Origin of the sequence: Microvirga sp. TS319, from assembly GCF_041276405.1 — a bacterium.
In the GTDB taxonomy this organism is placed as follows: Bacteria; Pseudomonadota; Alphaproteobacteria; order Rhizobiales; family Beijerinckiaceae; genus Microvirga.
Genome location: NZ_JBGGGT010000002.1, coordinates 3,758,454 through 3,776,425 on the forward strand (window position 1 = coordinate 3,758,454; position 17,972 = coordinate 3,776,425).

Genomic DNA, 17,972 nt, shown 5'->3' on the forward strand with positions numbered 1-17,972 from the left:
CGCAATGTGCCGGCACGATCGCCCGGGTGCCCTATCGAGGAAAGACCCATGATCGAACCGGCCCCTGCCCCGACACCATTACGAGCTTCCGGCCTCAATGGCTTCACGGCCATGCGAGTGCCTGACCCATTCCACGAATAACGCTTCATCCAAGATCCATAGACAGGACCATGTCCGACCCATCGAGTCGTCTCTCCGCCGCCGTTTCGCCGAAGGGCGGCGGAGAGCACCGGCAACGGTTTTCCGAAGTTCTGAGCACCCTTGCCGGCAGCCCCGGCCCGGTCGTCAGCATCGGCGACGTGCTCAACGCGTTCGGCGACCGGGCCTTCGGCGCCCTGATGCTTCTGTTCGCCGCCCCCAACGTGCTGCCGCTTCCGCCCGGCATGTCGGCGGTTCTGGGAGCCCCCCTCCTCTTCGTCACGGCCCAGCTGATGCTCGGACGCCCGACCTTGTGGATGCCCCGCTTCATCTGCGAGCGCTCCATCTCCCGTGACGTCTTCGTCCTGCTGACGGGAAAGCTCGGCCCCTTCCTGAACCGGTCTGAGCGCCTCCTGCGGCCCCGTGTGGGCATCATGCTCGGACCCATCCTGGAGCGGATCGTGGGTGGCATCTGCCTTCTGCTCGCGATCATCCTCTTCCTGCCGATTCCGTTCGGCAACATGCCTCCGGCTTTCGCCATCACGGCGTTCGCGCTCGGGATCCTGGAACGCGACGGCCTGGCCACGCTCGTGGGTTGGCTTGCGGCCGTCGGCAGCCTTCTGATCCTGGCGGCGATCTCGTCTGCGATCGTCGCCGGCGTCAAGGCCTTCCTCGACCACTTGTGGGGCATCCTCGGATGAGGAGCCTCGTCACGCAACCTGCCGCCTCGCCACCGTAACGGCGCTTAGGCCATCCCCGCCGCCGCTCCTGCGGACCACGATAGACGGGAGCGACCGAACCTGCCCGCGGCTTCGCCCGCGAAGACAATGCCATCCTGTTCACAGGATCGAAAGGAACATCGAATGGACTTCGCCTGGATCGCCGATCCGACCGCCTTGGCGGCGCTGGCAACCCTCATCGTAATGGAGGTGGTGCTCGGCATCGACAACCTCATCTTCATCTCGATCCTCACCAACAAGCTGCCGGAGCACCAACGCTCAAGAGCGCGCCGCATCGGCATCGGCCTGGCGCTGATCCTGCGCCTCGGCCTGCTCGGCACCATTGCGATCATCGTCACCCTGACCGAGCCGATCTTCGCGGTCTTCGGCCATGGATTCTCCTGGCGCGACCTGATCCTGATCGGCGGCGGCCTCTTCCTCGTCTGGAAGGCGACGAAGGAGATCCACCACAATGTCGACCCCACGCCGTCCGATGATGTGTTCGGCACCGCCAAGGCGACCATGACGTTCGGCGCGGCGATCACCCAGATCCTTCTGCTCGACCTGGTCTTCTCCCTCGACAGCATCATCACGGCCGTCGGCATGACGGATCACGTGGCTATCATGGTGATCGCGGTGATCGTCGCCGTCACGGCGATGCTGCTGGCCGCCAATCCGCTCGCCCGGTTCATCGCCAACAATCCGACGGTGGTGATGCTGGCCCTGGGCTTCCTTCTGATGATCGGCATGACCCTCATTGCGGAAGGTTTCGGAGCGCATGTGCCGAAGGGCTACATCTACGCCGCAATGGCGTTCTCCGCGCTGATCGAGGGACTGAACATGCTCTCGCGGCGGGCCTCCCGGCGCAAGGCGGCCGGATCGTCCGCAGAACCGTCTGTCTAGCGCATCATGCGGAAAAGTGGACCCGGTATTCGCTGACGCGGCCCTTCGGGTCCGCTGGAATGATGCGCTGTCCTCTAATGGGAGCATCGGATGCAATCCCAAAAGTGCAAATCCACTTCCCGCGTCCGATGCTCTAGCCGCAGCGGTGAGATCTCGTGGCGGGGCTCCGTTAGAGCATCGACCGACAGCATCGGATGTGAGTTCGAATTCACACCCGATGCCGTAGGCCCCGCCGTCTCGTCATCACGTCACGAAAAGGAGCCAATGAATGGCCATCACGAAGTCCCTCGCCGCCGCAGCTTCCGTCCTGACCGGCGTGCTCGTCATGTCCGGCGGCAGCGTCCTGGCTCAGAGCAGCAGCGCCTATCGCAGCGCCGACATTACGGCAGGGCAGCAGCACCGCCTCGGAGTTTACGGCAATGTACAGAAGGACTGCACATCCGGGCCGTTGCCGACGATCCGCGTGGTGACGCCGCCGAAGCACGGAGAGGTGAACGTGCGGAGCGGAAAACTCAAGGCGGGCCGGATCTCCCGCTGCCCCAAGCTCGAGGCCGTCGCGCAAGGGGTCTTCTACAAGGCCGGCCCGGCCTACAAGGGAGCCGACGAGGTCCGATACGAAGTCAGGACTGCCAACGGCAAGGTGGAGAGGCACATCGTCCGGATCAATGTGAAGGGTGCTGCGTCCGGCGACGTCAAGTCGGCCCCGGATGCCGAGACCGATCTATGACGGCGGAGCAGGCGCGCCCGCTCACACGGATCAGAGCACCGCGATCGAGGAGTTCAGAAGATCGGTGACGAGCATGTGCCCCGGTGCGTGAGTGATGCAGAACTCGGGGCGAACGTTGGCGATCACGGATTGGGGCGTGACGCCGCAGGCCCAGAAAACCGGGATCTCGCCTTCGCGGATCTCGACCGCATCGCCGTAATCGGGATTGGCGATATCGCCAATCCCGATCAGCGAAGGATCGCCCAAATGGACCGGGGCGCCGTGAACCGAGGGGAAGCGAGACGTCACCTGCACGGCGCGGATCGCGTCCGCCGCCTTCAGGGGCCGCATGGACACGACGAGCGGCCCTGAGAATGGCCCGGTGGGCACGGTCGGAATGGTCGTCCGGTACATGGGGACGTTGCAGCCCTGCTCGATGTGGCGCACCGGCAGGCCGTCGGCCAGCATGGCCTCCTCGAAGGAGAACGAGCAGCCGATCAGGAAGGCGACGAGCTTGTCGTTCCAGAGATCGCGGATATCCGTGGGCTCCGCGACCAGCTCGCCGTTTCGCCATACCCGGTATCGCGGCACGTCCGTCCGGATATCGATGTCCCGGCCCAGTTCCGGCAGGAATGGATCGCCCGTTTCGGACACCGCGACCAGTGGGCATGGCTTGGGATTGCGCTGGCAGAAACGGAGGAAGTCGTGCGCCAGTTCCTCCGGCAGAATGGCGAGATTCGCCTGAACGTGCCCCGGAGCCAAGTTGGCGGTCGGCCCGGTCAGGATACCGGCGCGGGCCTCCAACCGGGCTTTGTAGGCGGCGTCGTTGGTGATCGTTCCGGACATCATCCGATCTTTCTGCCAGAGTGTAGGTTATGCCCGCGCCTGCGAGCGCAGAGCTTCCATGGCCATGCCGATGGACAGGATCCTGCGGTCGGCACCGGCGGGTCCCGCAATCATCAGGCCCACCGGAGCTTCGCCCGGTGCATGGCATGGGACCGACAGGGCAGCTCCATCGAGGAAGTTGATCATCGTCGGATTGCGCAGGATCAGCCCGTTCGTCGCATAATAGACCTCGTCGCTCGCGGCGAGGTCCGCGATGGCGGGGGCGACGACCGGCACGGACGGCAGCAGCAGCGCATCGTAATCCTGGATCCGCGCCTCGACGCTTGCGCGCCAGGCTTTGCGGGCTGCGAGCAGGTCCAGGTAGTCGGCGGCGGAAATATCCTTGCCCCGGCGGATCCGCGAGACGACGCGCGGATCGTAGCGATCGCCCGCCCGCTCGATCAGGTCCCGGTGCCATGTCCAGGCCTCGGCCGCCGTAAAGCCGCCCTTGGCGTTGATCGCCGCGAGTTCGGTAAATTCGGGCACGGCGATCTCATCGATCCGCGCACCGGACGACGACAGACTTGCCAGCGCCTGTTCGAAAGCACGCGCGACATCCTTGTCCATTCCCTCGAGCACCAGGGTCGTGGGAACGGCGAACCGGAGCTTGCCGAGATCGGCCGGACGCGGCAGCGGCTCCTCGTCCGCGGCCATAATGGCATCGAGGACAGCGCAGCACGCGACGGAAGGAGCGATGGCCCCGATGGAGTCGAGACTGAACGAGAGCGGCAGAGCACCCGTCAAGGGCACCCGCGCGGCCGTCGGCTTGAATCCGACGAGGCCGCAGAGCGCTGCGGGAATGCGAACCGATCCGCCGGTATCCGACCCGATCCCCGCAACGGCCATTCCGTCGGTCACGGAGACCGCGGCACCGGACGACGAGCCGCCGGGAATGCGCCCGGTCTGGCGATCCCAGGGATTGCGCGGCACGTCGTAGTGTGGATTGAGGCCGAGCCCGGAATAAGCGAACTCGGTCATGTTGGTGCGGCCCACGATCACCGCGCCTGCGGCGCGCAGCCGCCTGACGACGACCGCATCTTCCGCAGCCGCCGGCTCACCGGCACGCGCAACCGACCCGGCCATGGTGACCTCGCCCGCGACATCGAACAGGTCCTTGATCGAAACAGTCAGGCCGTCGATGGGGGAACGGACGAGGCCTGCCTTGCGCAGAAGGTCGGAAGCCTGGGCCGCGGCGCGGGCCGCATCGGGGTAGAGCTTCGTGAAGACACGCGCGCCCTCTCCGGCCGGATCGGTTGCGCGGCGAAGCGCTTCCTCCGTCAGAGCCAGGGATGTGGCGCGGCCCTCTGCGAGCGCCTGCTGCTGTTCGTTCACTGTCGACGTCATGTTTCATCAACCATCGTGGTGGGTTGCAACGAATCCCGGATCAAGCGACTTCCGGCAAAACCTCGATATCATAGTTATGGCTCAAGGTGCGTCCGCGGCGTGGATCGAACAGCTCCATGGTGAAGGACGGGGCCGGACGGATGCCTCCCTTCGCCCCGACCGTGCCGCAGATCATGGCGACGCCCTCGGGAAGCGTGTCCCCGCCCGCGAAACCTGAGACGAGTTCCAGCGGAGGCCGGAGCGAAGCGAGGGTGCCTTCCTGATAGAGCACGCGCTCGCCGTTCTCCTGAATGTAGGAGCGGATGACGAGCTCGTCCCAGTATTCGGCAACATCCGCATAGAGCCATGCCTCGGCGGCCACCGGCTTGGCGCAGACCTGCTTGGATAAGGCGACGCTGTGCGTTTCGAGCTTGCGGTCGGTGTGATCGGACGCGATGCCGACATAGAGCTCGCCACCGGCCTTGAACACAAAGGTTTCCACCTCGCCGGACGTCTCGCCTCCCACGACCTGAATGCGCGAGGCCTGGGTCAGCTGGTTCTCGGAGACGCGATAGTACAGCGGCACGGAACTCGGACGCGGCACGCCGATGGCGAACAGCTCCTCGATATGGTGCTCGATGGCGTGCTGGTCGCGCCCGGCCCAGCCCGCGACGACGAGAGAGGAAATCTCGGCGTCGACCGTGCGGGAGCCTGATTGTGTTTCAACGTTGAAGGACAGTTTCATGGTCAATCCATAAGGGTTGAAAATGCGGTCGAATGCGCTCGGGGCGTCGGCCCCGAAAGTGGATCTGCACTTTGAGACCCGATCCGGTGCACGGGTCTTGGATGAGGGTATCGGGGATGCGGGCCCGAAGAGTCGCCGTCACGAGAACCGGGTCCGCACGACGTGCTAGCTGAAGACGCTCGGAAGCCAGAGCGCCAGGCCCGGGAAGAACGACAGGAGAGCGAGCAGGATGAACATCGCCACCACGAAGGGCAGCGCCCCTGTGATCACGGCGCCCATCGAGCCGCTCTTGCGCAGGCTCTGCACGACGAAAAGATTGAGCCCCACGGGCGGCGTGATCAGAGCGGCTTCCACCAGAACGATAATGATGATGCCGAGCCAGATCGGATCGTAGCCGAGAGCGAGCATGATCGGCGCCACGATCGGAATCGTCGTGATCATCATGGAGAGCGTTTCCATGAAACAGCCGAGCACCAGGTAGAAGATGATGATGATCACCAGCATCCATCCGGGCGACAGTCCCAGACCCGTGATCGATCCGGTAATCGCGTCCGTGAGGCCCGTGGCCGACATGATGAAGTTCAGGAAGGCGGCGCCGATCACGATCAGCATGATCATCGCCGTCGATCGCATCGTCCCCTCGACGGATTCGCGCAGCATCGTCCAGGTCAGGCGACGGAACCATGCCGCGAGGATGAGAGCCCCCAGTACGCCGAGAGCGGCAGCTTCCGTCGGCGTTGCGAGACCGGCATAGATCGAGCCCACGACGAGAAAGAAGATTCCGAGTGGCGGCCCGAGATGAACAAGGCTCCGGAAACGCTCGCTCCAAGTCGCGTGAATCTTGTGCCCGCCCCAGGACGGCTTTGCGATGCAGCTGACCACGATTACCAGCATGAACAGGCCTGCCATCATGAAGCCCGGGATGATGCCCGCGAGATAGAGCTTGGGAACCGAGGAGTTGGTGAGAACGCCGTAGATCACGAGATTGATCGAGGGCGGGATCAGAATGCCCAGAGTGCCGCCGGCCGCGAGACTGCCGAGAAAGAGCGGCTCGTTGTAGCCATAGCGCTTGATCTGCGGGATCGCGACGGTCCCGACCGTCGCGGCAGTGGCGACGCTTGATCCCGAAGTCGCCGAGAACAGGGTCGAGGCCCCGATATTCGCGTGCATCAGGCCGCCGGGCAACCAGGAAAGCCAGAGGCTCATGGCGCCGTACATCCGCTCGGCGAATCCGGCCCGCAGCAGAACCTCTCCCAGCAAAATGAAGAGAGGCACAGCCACCATGAGGAATTCGTTGTTCGTGCTCCATGCCAGTTCGCCGATTGCGCGGGTCAAGGGGAGCATGGAGTAGAGGGGATCCAGGACGAGCCCGAGCACGCCGAGGGCGGCGCCCACAGGGATGCTCAATCCGATGAGGACAAGCAGGAGGATGAGTGCGGTGGCAACCATTTCGTCTTAACCCTTCACCATCCGCTCGCCAGCAGCGGCTTCTTCTTCTGCCTCTTCCTTGGTCGAACGAACGCCTGCAATCGCCTTCACGTCGTCGATCCGGCCCGTGACGAGCGCGACGGAAGCCCTGAGCAGCATGAGCGCCAGAACCAGGCACATCCAGATCAGACCGAGCAGCCAAAGGCCCTGAGGAATGTAAAGCGGCGTCGCCAGAGGTGTGTTGGCGGCGGAATTCTGCGCCCATGAGGTCGCGGCGACGTCATAGGCATAGTACGTCAGCATCACCATGAAGACGCCGAGCGCCACGAGGGAAAGCCAATCCAGGATGGCCGACACGCGAACGGGTAAATATTGGTAGATCACGTCGACGCGGACATTTGCGCGCTGGAGCGTTGCGAAGGCGAGCGCCCACGATGTGCTGATCGCGAAGGCGTAACTCGACAGCTCATCGGCGCCGCCGGTGCTGAAGCCGAATAATTTTCGGACAACGACATCGAAGGAGATCAGCAGCACGCTGCCGATCGTCAAAGCCCCACCAAACCATACAGCCCAGCGTGACATGTGCTCGGCGGCGCCGATCAGGCTGCCGAGGAAGGAAGGTCGCATTGTTGGTGCCATCAGAATATCCCTGTCGGTATGCTCACGCACCGCATTGGATCGAAGAATCGTTGGCCAGATTCATGAAAGAGGTGCGCCGGATCTGAAAACAGATCCGGCGCACCTCTTTGCGTTACTTCGAGACCGTGACGTTCAGCGTTTTGCCGATCGTGTCGTTGAAGCTCTTCACGCAATCGGCGGAGCAGCGCGCCGCCCATTTCGGCAGGATGGATTCCTGCAGTACCTTCTTCAGGAGTTCACGGTCGGCATCGGTCGGCTGAACCAGCTTCATCTTGCCCTTGACCGGGAGAGTGCATGCATCCGCGCCGGTATTGCAGTCATAGCCCTGCTGGGTCTGCTCGGCGGCAGCCTTCCAGATATCGTCAACCAAGGTCTTGATGTTGGTCTGGATGAATTCCTGAACCTTCGGATCGAGCTTGTCCCAGGCGGCCTGGTTGACCGCGTGGATCTGCTGGTTCCAGTTGACCGGCAGCGCATAGAGATGGGTCGAGACTTCATACCACTTCGCGGAATAGCCCGACAGCGATCCCGTGATCGCGCAGTCGACGACCTTGTTCTGCAGAGCCGGCACCACTTCGCCGAAGGCCATCGTCACGCTCGAGCCGCCGAAGGCTTCCACGAACTCAGCCTGGGTGCGGCTGCTCGTGCGGACCTTCTTGCCCTTGAGATCGGCCAGGCCGTTCACCTCGGCATTGCAGAACAGAACCTGCGCCGGATAGGTCGAAATGCCCAGGAGCTTCACCCGCGAACCTTCGCCATAGAACTTCGCGTAGACGGGCTCGAACGCCTCGGTCACCTCGCGCGCCGTCTTCACGTCGGGGGCAAGACCGGCGAGATCGATCGCCTCGTTGATCGGGTTGTCGCTGGCGAAATAGGAGAGCGTCGCCGTGCCGAACTGAATGACGCCCTGCGACATCAGGCGGAGAATCTCGGGCCCTTTGAGGCCCATCTCGTTGAAACCTTTGATCTCCGCCGTGACCTGACCGTTCGAGCGCTCAGGAATCGTCTTCGTCCAGAACGGCTTCTCGAAGTCATTGTAGGCGGTGAGATTGCTGAGCCCCCCGACGATCCGCAGATGGGTCTTCGGCAAATCCTGAGCCAATGCCACGCCGGACAGGCCCATCAGGGCTGCGGCGCCGACGGCACAAGCGATTCTTTTCATGATGTGTCATCCTCTGGTTCAGTATTGCTGCTGAGCGAAGACACATGCAGGTCGCCGCGAAGCGTCTCTCCCTGTTGCGGCTTTCGGAGACTTCAGGCGGACACCGAGCAATGGTGCCGCCATGGCGCGCTTCACGCTTTGTTACCTGGCTGTCGGTCTTCAGCCCCGGCGTATTGCATCGCAGGAACCTTCGCCTTGTCTATTCGTATGTTTTAATGGGGGGTATAAATGCTATTTATATCCCCTCGGAGCCCTGCCTCCGGTCCGCACGGCGACCTCTTGTGCAAGTGCGGCGATCGAGCGCATCGAGCGGCTTTCGAGGCCGTCGACCCAGCTCGCGGTAAAACTCAGATCCGGAAGCGGATCGCTTTCCACGTCGAGGATCTGCAATTCGCCGGAAGCAAGCTCCCGGTCCAGGAAGACCGGCGTGATCACGGCAGTGCCGATGCCGTCCAGGGCCATGCGAACGATCATCGACACCGGGGCACTGCCGTACATCCGCGGCGTCTTCACGCCGGCGCGCATGAGCATATCGCGCACCATCCGATAAGGACTGCTGCTCGACGGATGGGTGATGATCGGTCTTTCCGCGACGCGCTCCAGCGTCACCCGGCTGTCTCCGAGACCCAGCGTCGGGCTGGCGACCCAAGAGAGCGAATAGGTGCATAGAGGGAGGTTTTCGACACGCTCCTCGAGAACGGGGCCCATCAGGAACGCGATATCGATCGTGCGCGACATCAGATGAGAGCGCAGCACATGCGTGCTGTCGACCTCGATCTCCAGAACAAGCGCCGGATAAGCGCTGTGCACCTCCTCGATGAACGTCGACAGCCAAGTCTGCACGATCGTTTCCGCAACCCCGATCCGGATCGTGCCGCTCATCACGTTCTGGTCCTGGGCTGCCTTCAGCATGTCGCGGCGCGCCTGCATCATCCGTTCCGCGTGCGAGAGCATCTCCTGCCCTTTGGCCGTCAGCGTCACGCCGCGCGCATCGCGCTCGAACAGGCGCACGCCGAGCGCAGCCTCCAGAGACGCGATCCGCTGCGACACCGCAGGCTGCGTCGTCCCTAGCTTCTCGGAAGCCGCCCTGAGGCTGCCGAGGGCTGCCGCCCAGAAGAATGTTTCAATGTTTCGAAAATCGATCATCGGCAATTCGCTCGGCGATCATTGGCACCTTCTATCCCAAAATGCATCCGCGAAATGCATCCCGGAACAACGCCTGAACCACCGAGGGCGCCAAGTCCGAGTTTCAGACGTGCGAAGGGGCACTGCCCCGTCATCGCATGCCGGCGCGCACCGAACGGCGCCACCGCCTGAGCGCGACCAGACATGCGTTCCACCCGATGCTCACTCCCAGCGCCAGCAGCAGCGACGCGGCGGCTCCGAGCCTCACCGCACACAGGTGCAGCAGGGTCAGCGCGCCGACGAAGCCGACCATGCCCGGCACCCCATTGGCGACCACGGATGCCGCCGCGACGCCCCCCGCGCGAGGATGCAGGATCAGGGCCAGGCTCATGAGAACGACGGGTGCCAAGGCCGCGGCCGCTGCGACCGAAGGTCCCAGCGTTCTTCCCGCGACGATCGTCACACCCACCACGCTCATGACGAGCGCCGCGCGGAAGGGGATGTCCCACGGGCGTTTCGCTTGAGAAACCGGCATGGCCGCCGCCGAGAATTGTCGCGCGATGGGAATGGCGAGGGCATAAATCCCTGCGTTCAGGGCGAGGGCGCCGCCAAGGGACCACCGGATGCCGAGAACGATCCAGATCGAGACGGCCCAGATCGCCAGGGCCGAGCCGACGCTGGCGAGCACTCCCCCTCTCTGCGCGGCGGCGGCATAGACGATCATGTAGACCACCGTCGCGGCAGACACCGCCAGACCCGCCAGGGCGCTCGTTGCGACGAACTCGGAGCCGTGATCGAGTGCGAGGAACGCGTAGGCCGGGCCCGCCGAAATGGGCAAAGTCGCAATCATGGCGCCGAGGAACGGGCCGCTTCGCTCCACAACCAGCGAGGCGGCGACGACGATGGCCGCACTGGTCAGCATCTTCATGACGAGCGGCATCCAGAAAGAAACGTCCACAATCTGCGACCTTCGAATGGCTTGGACACGGAAGCCCGCGCGGCCGAACCACCGTGCCGGCGGGGCGATCAGGCTTTTTCCATGCGGGATCAAAACGGACACGATCACGCTGACCGGAAGAACGTCTTCCGTGCGCCGGAGCAGATCGCGGACGCATTAGCAACGTCACGGTGCAGAAGTCAAAAGCCGCGCTGCCGAGATTTCAGGCGAGACAAACCACCAATCGCCGCTGCGCACAACTGGATTGCGTTCGGTCTTCGCCGAAGCCGAGAACCCGCTCCCATGGATGTTGGAGGCGACGGACCTGAAGAAGGAGAAGAACGTCTTCGGAACCCGCGTCATCGACTCTCAGAGCGGGAGTACGCTCGCCCGGAAACGACAGGCGCTGCATCGGAGCCATGCGCAAGAGGCCGGGGACAGTTCCTGGCCTCCATGCCGCAACCTGTGTCATACTGGTGCGCGCGCATCGAATATCCTGATGCGGGAGCCTGTGCGGATCGGCGGGAGGTTTCTTCCTTCCAGAGCGATCTCGAGCGCTTGGGCGCTTTCCCCACGGATCGGGGAACATCGACCGCCGACACGGATTTGCATGCGTGACGAGCAAGGGCGAGAGCAGCATGACAGTCGGCACGCCTAAGGTTGTGATCGTCGGTGCAGGCTTCGGAGGGTTGACGGCGGCTCAATCCCTGGCGCGCGCGCCCGTCGACGTGACGATCATCGACCGCCACAATTACCATTACTTCCAGCCCCTGCTTTATCAGGTCGCGACGGCCGCCCTGTCTCCCGCAGACATCGCCTGGCCGATCCGCAGCATCGCCAGACGCCAGAAGAACGCGACCGTGCTGATGGCGGAGGTGACCGGCATCGATGTCGGCGCCCGGCTCGTCCATGCCGGATCCGTGACCATTCCCTACGACATTCTCGTCCTCGCGACCGGCGCCACGCATTCCTATTTCGGTCACCCGGAATGGGCTGCCGCCGCTCCGGGACTGAAGCAGATCGAGGACGCGACGAGGATTCGGCGCAAGATCCTGCAGGCCTTCGAGAAGGCGGAGCTGACCGGCGCCCCCGACGAGCAGCGGCGGCTGCTTTCCTTCGTCGTGGTCGGCGGCGGCCCCACGGGCGTCGAGATGGCCGGAGCCATCGCGGAAGTGGCGCATCATGCGCTGACCGCCGAGTTCCGCCACATCGATCCGCACGCCGCCCGCATCGTCCTGGTCGAGGCCGGGCCACGGCTGCTGCCCACCTTTCCGGAGAACCTGTCGGCCTACGCTCAACGATCCCTCCAGAGGATGGGCGTGGAGGTGATGACCTCCACCCGGGTGACGAATTGCGACGATCGCGGCGTGGACCTTGAGGGAACGCGGCTTGGGGCCGGCACCATCGTGTGGGCCGCGGGCGTGGTCGCCTCTCCGGCGGGGGCGTGGCTCGATGCCGAACGGGACCGGGCCGGACGAGTCAAGGTCGGTCCGGATCTATCGGTTCCAGGCCACCCCGAGATCTTCGTGATCGGTGACACCGCGGAGGTCATGGACGAAACCGGGCGGCTCGTGCCCGGCATAGCCCCGGCCGCCAAGCAGATGGGCCGCCATGTGGCCGATGTGATCATAGCGAGAGTTTCGGGCCGGGCGCCGCCGGGCCCGTTCCGTTATCGGCATCAGGGCGACCTTGCCACCATCGGGCGAAAGGCGGCGGTGGTGAAGCTCGACCGTGTCCACCTGAAGGGCTTTATCGGCTGGCTCTTCTGGGGCTTCGCACACATCTACTTCCTCATCGGCCTGCGCAACCGTGCCGTGGTCGCGTTCAGCTGGCTCTGGAACTACCTGACCTATCAGCGAGGAGCGCGCCTCATCGTGGGCGGCTCCGAGGCTGAGGATGCGGCCCAGGCGGAAAAGGTGCAGCCCCAGGATTCATCGGTCGAAATGAGCCGGGAGCCACCAGGCCGAAGTCAGGCAGCCTCTTCAGGGGCCGACTGGCGATAATCAGCCTCCCTTTCGCCCGGGATCCGGGTCAGCATCCAGACCATTCTCGGGCCGATGACCGCCGCGATGGACAGCATCGAAGCCACGATCCGTCAGCTCGATCGTCCCGGCATCGGGCGTGGTCACGTATCCGAGACGGGCGAGCTCTGATACGGCCACAGCGACGGCGGGATCCGTGCCGAAGCGGGCATCCAGCTTTGCCATGGTCATGCGGGCACCGGGCTTGCGGTGCGTCTCGCGAAAGAAGTCGAGGATCTCGCGCGCCGTTTCGCTGAGTTGCATGGTCCGCCTCCTCGTCTGAGCATCATCCCGTCACTTGGTGTCGGGTTCCTCGCAAGACGAGGTGCCCTTCAAGGGGCCGGACATCGAACGAGCCCAAAAACCGAATCCACCACTTGGCTCGATGCCTGGAGCATTGAACGCAACAGTGGGAACCGGATTTGCATGGAAAGATGCTCGAAACCAAAATGTTAAAGCAGCGAACGTGAGTTCGATGGCACGTCCGGGGCTTTAGAAGACAACCCGGTCCCGGCAAGCACGAGAACAACGATCTCGATTTCATACCACCAAAGAGTTAGTAGATCTGTCGGATTTCTAACAGACTTGTCGCACCAAATGCCTATATCGAACAGAACATCCAGAGCAAAACCTTAGCCATATTGTCCGAATATTGACCGACTTCCCAAGCATGACAAGCATAGTCTTCGGCAGCAATGGACGCCGACAGAATGAGGTCGTTCGGGAGCTCCCGGCCAAGCCTCGATGCCGTCAGGCGCTCGCCCCGCCACGGGGCGCATGAACCACAAGCACGCCAGCGATAAGATAGAGTGAAAGATGTCGAAACCGCAGCATGGTCCATCCGCGCTCGACCGTCTGGTCGTCGGCGCAACCAGACGATTTGATCTGAGCGCTCTTTTGCAGGAGACGATCCGCACCCTGTCCAACCTCGATTTCGAGTACCGCCACGAACTGGAGCGGCTGAGCAGCAGCAGGACGGACCCCGTCTTGAAGAAACAGATCGCCGAGAGCCTGATGATCAGGCACCGGGAGCGGCGGCAGCCCTATGTCATGCTCGTCGCCGAACTGCAGAAGCACCTTGCGAGCGCCGCGACCGGCAACCTTCGGGCGACGGGCTGACCTGAATGTTGAGTTCCTGCAGCATCGGACGTGCAGCCGACTTCACGTCCGATGCCTTAAGTCTATGTTTTGAGCATCTTTTCACGCCAATCCGGTTCCCGCTTTTGCGTCCGATGCTCTGAGTTCACCGGCTCTCTTCTGCCCCTGCGGGCCGGGACCTGGAAGCGCCCTTCGGGCGCTTCCTTTTTCTTATCGGGCATCGGCATAGGGAAAGGCGATGTCTTCGGATTCGGCCGTACCCGCGTGTGTCTCGCGGACGCAGTTTCGGCCAGCCGCTTTGGCGCCGTAAAGGGCCTGATCCGCGGCTTCGAGAAGCGCTTCTCGTGTGCTGCCCCGCAGCGGCCGAACCGCCGCCACGCCGATGCTGACCGTCACAAGACGGTAAGGGCTGTTCGCGTGAACGAGACCGAGTGTCTCGACGGCCTGGCGAATATTCTCGCCGATGCCCCGGGCTCCGGCCAGATCGGTCTCCGGGAGAATCACCGCGAACTCCTCTCCGCCATGACGGGCCGCCATGTCGCGGGGACGCCGGATATTGGCATCCACGGTGCAGGCGATTGCCCGGAGAACCTCGTCGCCTTGGTTGTGACCATACCGATCGTTGAAATCCTTGAAGAAGTCGGCATCGACGTAAAGCAGCGCCAGCGACGACTTGGTACGGACCGCATGCCGCCACTCACGCTCGAACGCCTCGCGGAAGGCGCGGCGGTTGGGCAGGCCGGTCAGGTCGTCGGTTCGGGCAAGCCGCCTCAGCTTGGTCTCGGCCGTTTTGCGGCGGTTCAACTCGCTTCGGAACAGAGCCGTCAGGCCCACGACCGCCAGGCACAGCAAGCCCGTCATGAGGCTCATGATGAGAGCCTTCCGGGTCCAGGCCGCAAAGACCTCGTCGACAGAGAGAGCGACGGTCAGGACGAGCGGCAACCCGCCGAGCTGTCCGAATGAGATGACCCGGCGAATTCCATCGATCGGCGAGACCGACTCGAAGGTGGCGGATTGTCCCTGAAGGAGTTCCTGGACATAGGGAGAGCCGCCGAAATCCTGACCGATCTGGCCTTCGTCGAAGGGCTTTCGCATCAGCAGGATTCCGTCGTCGCGGAAGAGGTTGATGGTGCCGTCCCAGCCCAGTCTCAGATCCTGGAAAAGCTGATGAATCTTGCTGAGCGACACGGCTCCCATCACCACACCGGCGAAACGGCCGTCCGGATGGGAGAGGCGCCGCGAGATCGCAATGCTCAGGTCGCCATGGCGCAGCCTGCTCCTGAAGGGGTGACTGACGTACAATCCCACATCCGGACGCTGTCGATGGACCAGGAAATAGTCACGGTCGCTGAAATTGGCGGAGCGCGAAACGATGGCTCCTGCATCCGCAACCACATCGCCGGCCTCATCCAATATCAGCAGAGATCCCAGGTAGCCGACCGTGGAAGCCCGGTCGAACAGCATGTGGTGCCGAAGTTCGGGGGGAAGATCGTGCAGCCGTCCGTCGTTCAGATCCTGCATCACGCCCCGGAGGGTCAGGTCGAGGAGCCCCATATTGCCGGCGAGGTCCCGTGCCAGTGCGGTCAGAAGGTTCTGCGAAGACTGCTCCGCCTGGCGCCACGTGTCGAGACGGTCGCTCCAGAGGGTATGGGCCGAAACCGCCAGGATGCCCAGAACGATGACGCCTGCGCTCAGTTGGAGGTAGAATTTTGCAAAGAGGCGTTTCATTCCGCGGCGCAGCACATCCTGTCTCGGACCTTAATCCTATAGACCGGCGCAGCCGAGCCAGACGATAGGAGCAGGGCCGCATCCGGAGGGGGGTGCGGGAGCACCCTGGACAAGAGCCTAGAACCTGTCGATTGCCTGAGGGTTGCCGACGCTTCCGGGACAAGTGCCGAGATTGCGATCACAGGCATCGTGCGGAGATGGTCTGCATGGGCGCGCCTCCTTCATCGAAGCGCGCCCAGGATGGCGGGCGTCCCTTCAGGATTTCCCGCCTGATGTCACACGGAGCCGAGCATTCACGGAGACGCAGGCTCGGCCGCCTCCCCGTTCGGCTTCCTGGCCCTTGCTCCGGCCTTCAGCTTCATGTTCTCGGCCCGCAGGGCTTGAAGTTTCTCGACATGCTCCCGGTTGGCGCGCGTCAGCTCCCTGATCTCGCCCTTCAGATCGGCGATCTCGGATTTCAGGTCCTCACGCTCGGCGGCAAGCCCCTCGTCGTGCCTCATCTGACCCTGGAGGTCGCGGATGTGCCGCTTCTGGTCGGCGATCCTGTCCTGCAGGTTTCTGATCGTCTGTTCGGCCTTGGCGAGCGTTCGCTGCGGGGTTTCTCCCCGCGGCACGGGCACGCCGGCGGCTGCGGGTCTGCGGGTTGATCCGGAATGAATCACGGTCTGGTTCGCCTTTCATGATCTGCCTGTTAGAGAACAAACACAGAACATAAAGGACGTCAAGGAACGGCGTCCGCATTGCCGGGATTGAGGAAGACGCTATGCGTAGGAGGCTTCATGCGATTGGGGAATGTTAAGGAAACGGCGCTTCATACTCTCCGGCGTCGATCAGTCCGGCAGCCCCGGCCCCCTTCACGAATTCATCGTAAGGAATCGTGACGAGGGGACGCAGATCCTCGCCTCTGACCTCGATCGCGATCTCGTCGTAATAGCTTGGCAGGGTGCCGCTCCAGCTGCTCAGGATTTCGCCCGCGATCCTCAGCGCCTCGCTCCGTGCGGCCGCAACGTCCGGCAGATCGGTCCCGAGTAGGTCCTCTCTTGTTCCAAAATGGCCTCGGACATCGATATAAAAGCGAGGCATTGCAGCGCCTGCATTGATGATCTGGTGACCTGCCCCCTTACGGCCCCGCCATCATATTAGCCCTCGGACCGCACTCCGGGATATATCTCTGAATCGCTGCGCCCCCTACTCCGCCTGCACCGCTTCACGCAGCATGGGCCACCGGGTCGGCGCGATGTGCTAAGCCGCCCCGAGATAAGGAGGTTCGAAGGTGCTCTTGATGGGATGCGGGTTCCAGCTCTGGTCAGGAGCGGAGATCGCACAGACCGGCATCGCCGGCCCCTTCCGGGACCACTTCAGCGTAAATTGCGCCGCCTCGTGCCGGGTCTTGAACCCGAAGAGCCCCCCGCCGCTGAGAAACAGGTGCAGGTCGTATGAAACGCCGGATTCCTCGAGCCAGCACAGGACCTCGGGCCTGAGCGCGGATTTGCCCCTGTTCCAGACATCCCAATCGTTGACCATGAGAACGAAGGGCCACAACTTGGCATAGCCGTCGATTTCGTAGCAGGCGGACGAGGCCAGCTCCTCATCGCGAACGGTCGCGACAATCACGTTCTTCATCTCGTCCAGGTCGGTCATCGTCCATACCCCAGGCCGGCGTCGCGCATCTCACGGCGGGCACGACATCCAAAGTCGCCGTCCTTTTAGCGTACCTCACAGGGGGTAAACAAGGCGTCACCCTGCAACTCCCTTTGCATGGCGCTCATGCCGCACCCGCGCGATGACCCGACCTTACGGCGAGCCGCCTATAGAGCATCGGACGCGGGAAGTGGAATCCACTTTTGGGATTCGATCCGATGCTCCCTTTTGGAAAGAGCGCATCGTTCTCGCGAAAAAGCCGGAGCCACTTTTTGGCACGATGCGCTCGTCCGCTCCGAACCTTGAACTGCGGCTCTCGATACATACCTTGGGGACGACCCCTGATCCGGGCCCCTCTGACGTAAGCCGCGCCGGCCCTTGCGTGATGTCGGATCTTCACCGATCTGACGGCCGGCGACGGAGGTGGACATGATCCACGAAATTCTGGCCTTCATCGTCAATGTGCTGATCGTCGACCCGCTGCAGGCCGAGATGGAGAAACGTCTCGCGGCAGTCCGCGCACCGCAGGCCGTCATCGCGGATGTCAGGAAATGCGCCGACGCCGCCCTTCCCGCCCTTGTCGGCCGCGCAGCGGCTGAACCGGTTTGGATCGCGAGCACGGCTCTCGATATCTGGCTGGGCAGGGCCGCTCCGGACGAGGTGCTGACGAGCGTGTCGCCGCAATGCGCCGCCCCGGTGCGGGCGGCGAAAGGCTATCTTCGGGGACAGGGCGTCTAGCGCATCGTGCGGCCCTTCGGGTCCGCTCAAACGATG

At 63.4% G+C, this 17,972-nt stretch carries 19 protein-coding genes; 6 read left to right on the plus strand and 13 right to left on the minus strand.

Annotated elements, in window-relative coordinates; all coding sequences use genetic code 11:
• Positions 1–170 precede the first annotated feature (170 nt).
• From AB8841_RS27145 to AB8841_RS27155, 3 genes are all read left to right on the plus strand, one after another.
• Positions 171–839, plus strand: a complete 669-nt coding sequence (locus AB8841_RS27145; protein ID WP_370438840.1) for an exopolysaccharide biosynthesis protein — start codon at positions 171–173, stop codon at positions 837–839.
• A 162-nt stretch (positions 840–1,001) separates the two neighbouring features.
• Complete coding sequence (locus tag AB8841_RS27150; RefSeq protein ID WP_370438841.1) at positions 1,002–1,760, plus strand: TerC family protein; 759 nt, start codon at positions 1,002–1,004, stop codon at positions 1,758–1,760.
• Positions 1,761–2,028: 268 nt separating this feature from the next.
• On the plus strand, positions 2,029–2,487 hold the full coding sequence (locus AB8841_RS27155; RefSeq protein WP_370438842.1) for a hypothetical protein: 459 nt from the start codon (positions 2,029–2,031) through the stop codon (positions 2,485–2,487).
• Between the two features lie 30 nt (positions 2,488–2,517).
• Here the strand turns inward: AB8841_RS27155 and AB8841_RS27160 are convergent, their stop codons facing one another.
• The 8 genes from AB8841_RS27160 to AB8841_RS27195 form a co-directional block, all read right to left on the minus strand.
• Positions 2,518–3,315: a putative hydro-lyase gene (locus AB8841_RS27160; protein ID WP_370438843.1), complete on the minus strand. Its 798-nt coding sequence runs from the start codon at positions 3,313–3,315 to the stop codon at positions 2,518–2,520.
• Positions 3,316–3,339: 24 nt separating this feature from the next.
• Positions 3,340–4,695 carry an amidase gene (locus AB8841_RS27165; RefSeq protein WP_370438844.1) on the minus strand — a complete coding sequence of 452 codons (1,356 nt, stop codon included), beginning with the start codon at positions 4,693–4,695 and terminating at the stop codon, positions 3,340–3,342.
• Between the two features lie 40 nt (positions 4,696–4,735).
• Positions 4,736–5,419 carry a DUF2848 domain-containing protein gene (locus AB8841_RS27170; protein ID WP_370438845.1) on the minus strand — a complete coding sequence of 228 codons (684 nt, stop codon included), beginning with the start codon at positions 5,417–5,419 and terminating at the stop codon, positions 4,736–4,738.
• A 165-nt stretch (positions 5,420–5,584) separates the two neighbouring features.
• Positions 5,585–6,868, minus strand: a complete 1,284-nt coding sequence (locus AB8841_RS27175) for a TRAP transporter large permease (protein WP_370438846.1) — start codon at positions 6,866–6,868, stop codon at positions 5,585–5,587.
• A gap of 6 nt (positions 6,869–6,874) precedes the next feature.
• Complete coding sequence (locus tag AB8841_RS27180; protein WP_370438847.1) at positions 6,875–7,474, minus strand: TRAP transporter small permease subunit; 600 nt, start codon at positions 7,472–7,474, stop codon at positions 6,875–6,877.
• Positions 7,475–7,598: 124 nt separating this feature from the next.
• Complete coding sequence (locus AB8841_RS27185) at positions 7,599–8,648, minus strand: TRAP transporter substrate-binding protein (protein WP_370438848.1); 1,050 nt, start codon at positions 8,646–8,648, stop codon at positions 7,599–7,601.
• 231 nt (positions 8,649–8,879) lie between these two features.
• Entirely contained in the window at positions 8,880–9,794 is a 915-nt protein-coding gene (locus AB8841_RS27190) for a LysR family transcriptional regulator (protein ID WP_370438849.1), read from the minus strand.
• A gap of 130 nt (positions 9,795–9,924) precedes the next feature.
• On the minus strand, positions 9,925–10,731 hold the full coding sequence (locus tag AB8841_RS27195; protein WP_370438850.1) for a hypothetical protein: 807 nt from the start codon (positions 10,729–10,731) through the stop codon (positions 9,925–9,927).
• A gap of 617 nt (positions 10,732–11,348) precedes the next feature.
• Between AB8841_RS27195 and AB8841_RS27200 the strand changes: the two genes are divergently transcribed.
• Positions 11,349–12,713, plus strand: coding sequence for an NAD(P)/FAD-dependent oxidoreductase (locus AB8841_RS27200; protein ID WP_370438851.1), 1,365 nt, complete (start codon positions 11,349–11,351; stop codon positions 12,711–12,713).
• On the opposite strand, the gene AB8841_RS27205 is transcribed toward AB8841_RS27200, so the two are convergent.
• Positions 12,714–12,995, minus strand: a complete 282-nt coding sequence (locus AB8841_RS27205) for a hypothetical protein (RefSeq protein WP_370438852.1) — start codon at positions 12,993–12,995, stop codon at positions 12,714–12,716.
• 552 nt (positions 12,996–13,547) lie between these two features.
• On the opposite strand from AB8841_RS27205, the gene AB8841_RS27210 reads away from it, so the two are divergent.
• Positions 13,548–13,850: a hypothetical protein gene (locus tag AB8841_RS27210; protein ID WP_370438853.1), complete on the plus strand. Its 303-nt coding sequence runs from the start codon at positions 13,548–13,550 to the stop codon at positions 13,848–13,850.
• Positions 13,851–14,039: 189 nt separating this feature from the next.
• Here AB8841_RS27210 and AB8841_RS27215 read toward each other — a convergent pair whose 3' ends face one another.
• The 4 genes from AB8841_RS27215 to AB8841_RS27230 form a co-directional block, all read right to left on the minus strand.
• Positions 14,040–15,557 (minus strand): diguanylate cyclase, encoded by a 1,518-nt coding sequence (locus tag AB8841_RS27215; RefSeq protein ID WP_370438854.1) that lies wholly within the window; start codon positions 15,555–15,557, stop codon positions 14,040–14,042.
• 293 nt (positions 15,558–15,850) lie between these two features.
• Positions 15,851–16,219, minus strand: coding sequence for a hypothetical protein (locus tag AB8841_RS27220; protein WP_370438855.1), 369 nt, complete (start codon positions 16,217–16,219; stop codon positions 15,851–15,853).
• Between the two features lie 133 nt (positions 16,220–16,352).
• The gene (locus AB8841_RS27225; RefSeq protein ID WP_370438856.1) at positions 16,353–16,640 is read right to left on the minus strand and encodes a hypothetical protein; all 288 of its coding nucleotides are present in this window, start codon (positions 16,638–16,640) and stop codon (positions 16,353–16,355) included.
• Positions 16,641–16,799: 159 nt separating this feature from the next.
• Positions 16,800–17,198, minus strand: coding sequence for a hypothetical protein (locus AB8841_RS27230; protein ID WP_370438857.1), 399 nt, complete (start codon positions 17,196–17,198; stop codon positions 16,800–16,802).
• A gap of 429 nt (positions 17,199–17,627) precedes the next feature.
• On the opposite strand from AB8841_RS27230, the gene AB8841_RS27235 reads away from it, so the two are divergent.
• The gene (locus AB8841_RS27235; RefSeq protein ID WP_370438858.1) at positions 17,628–17,936 is read left to right on the plus strand and encodes a hypothetical protein; all 309 of its coding nucleotides are present in this window, start codon (positions 17,628–17,630) and stop codon (positions 17,934–17,936) included.
• The last annotated feature ends 36 nt before the right edge of the window (positions 17,937–17,972 follow it).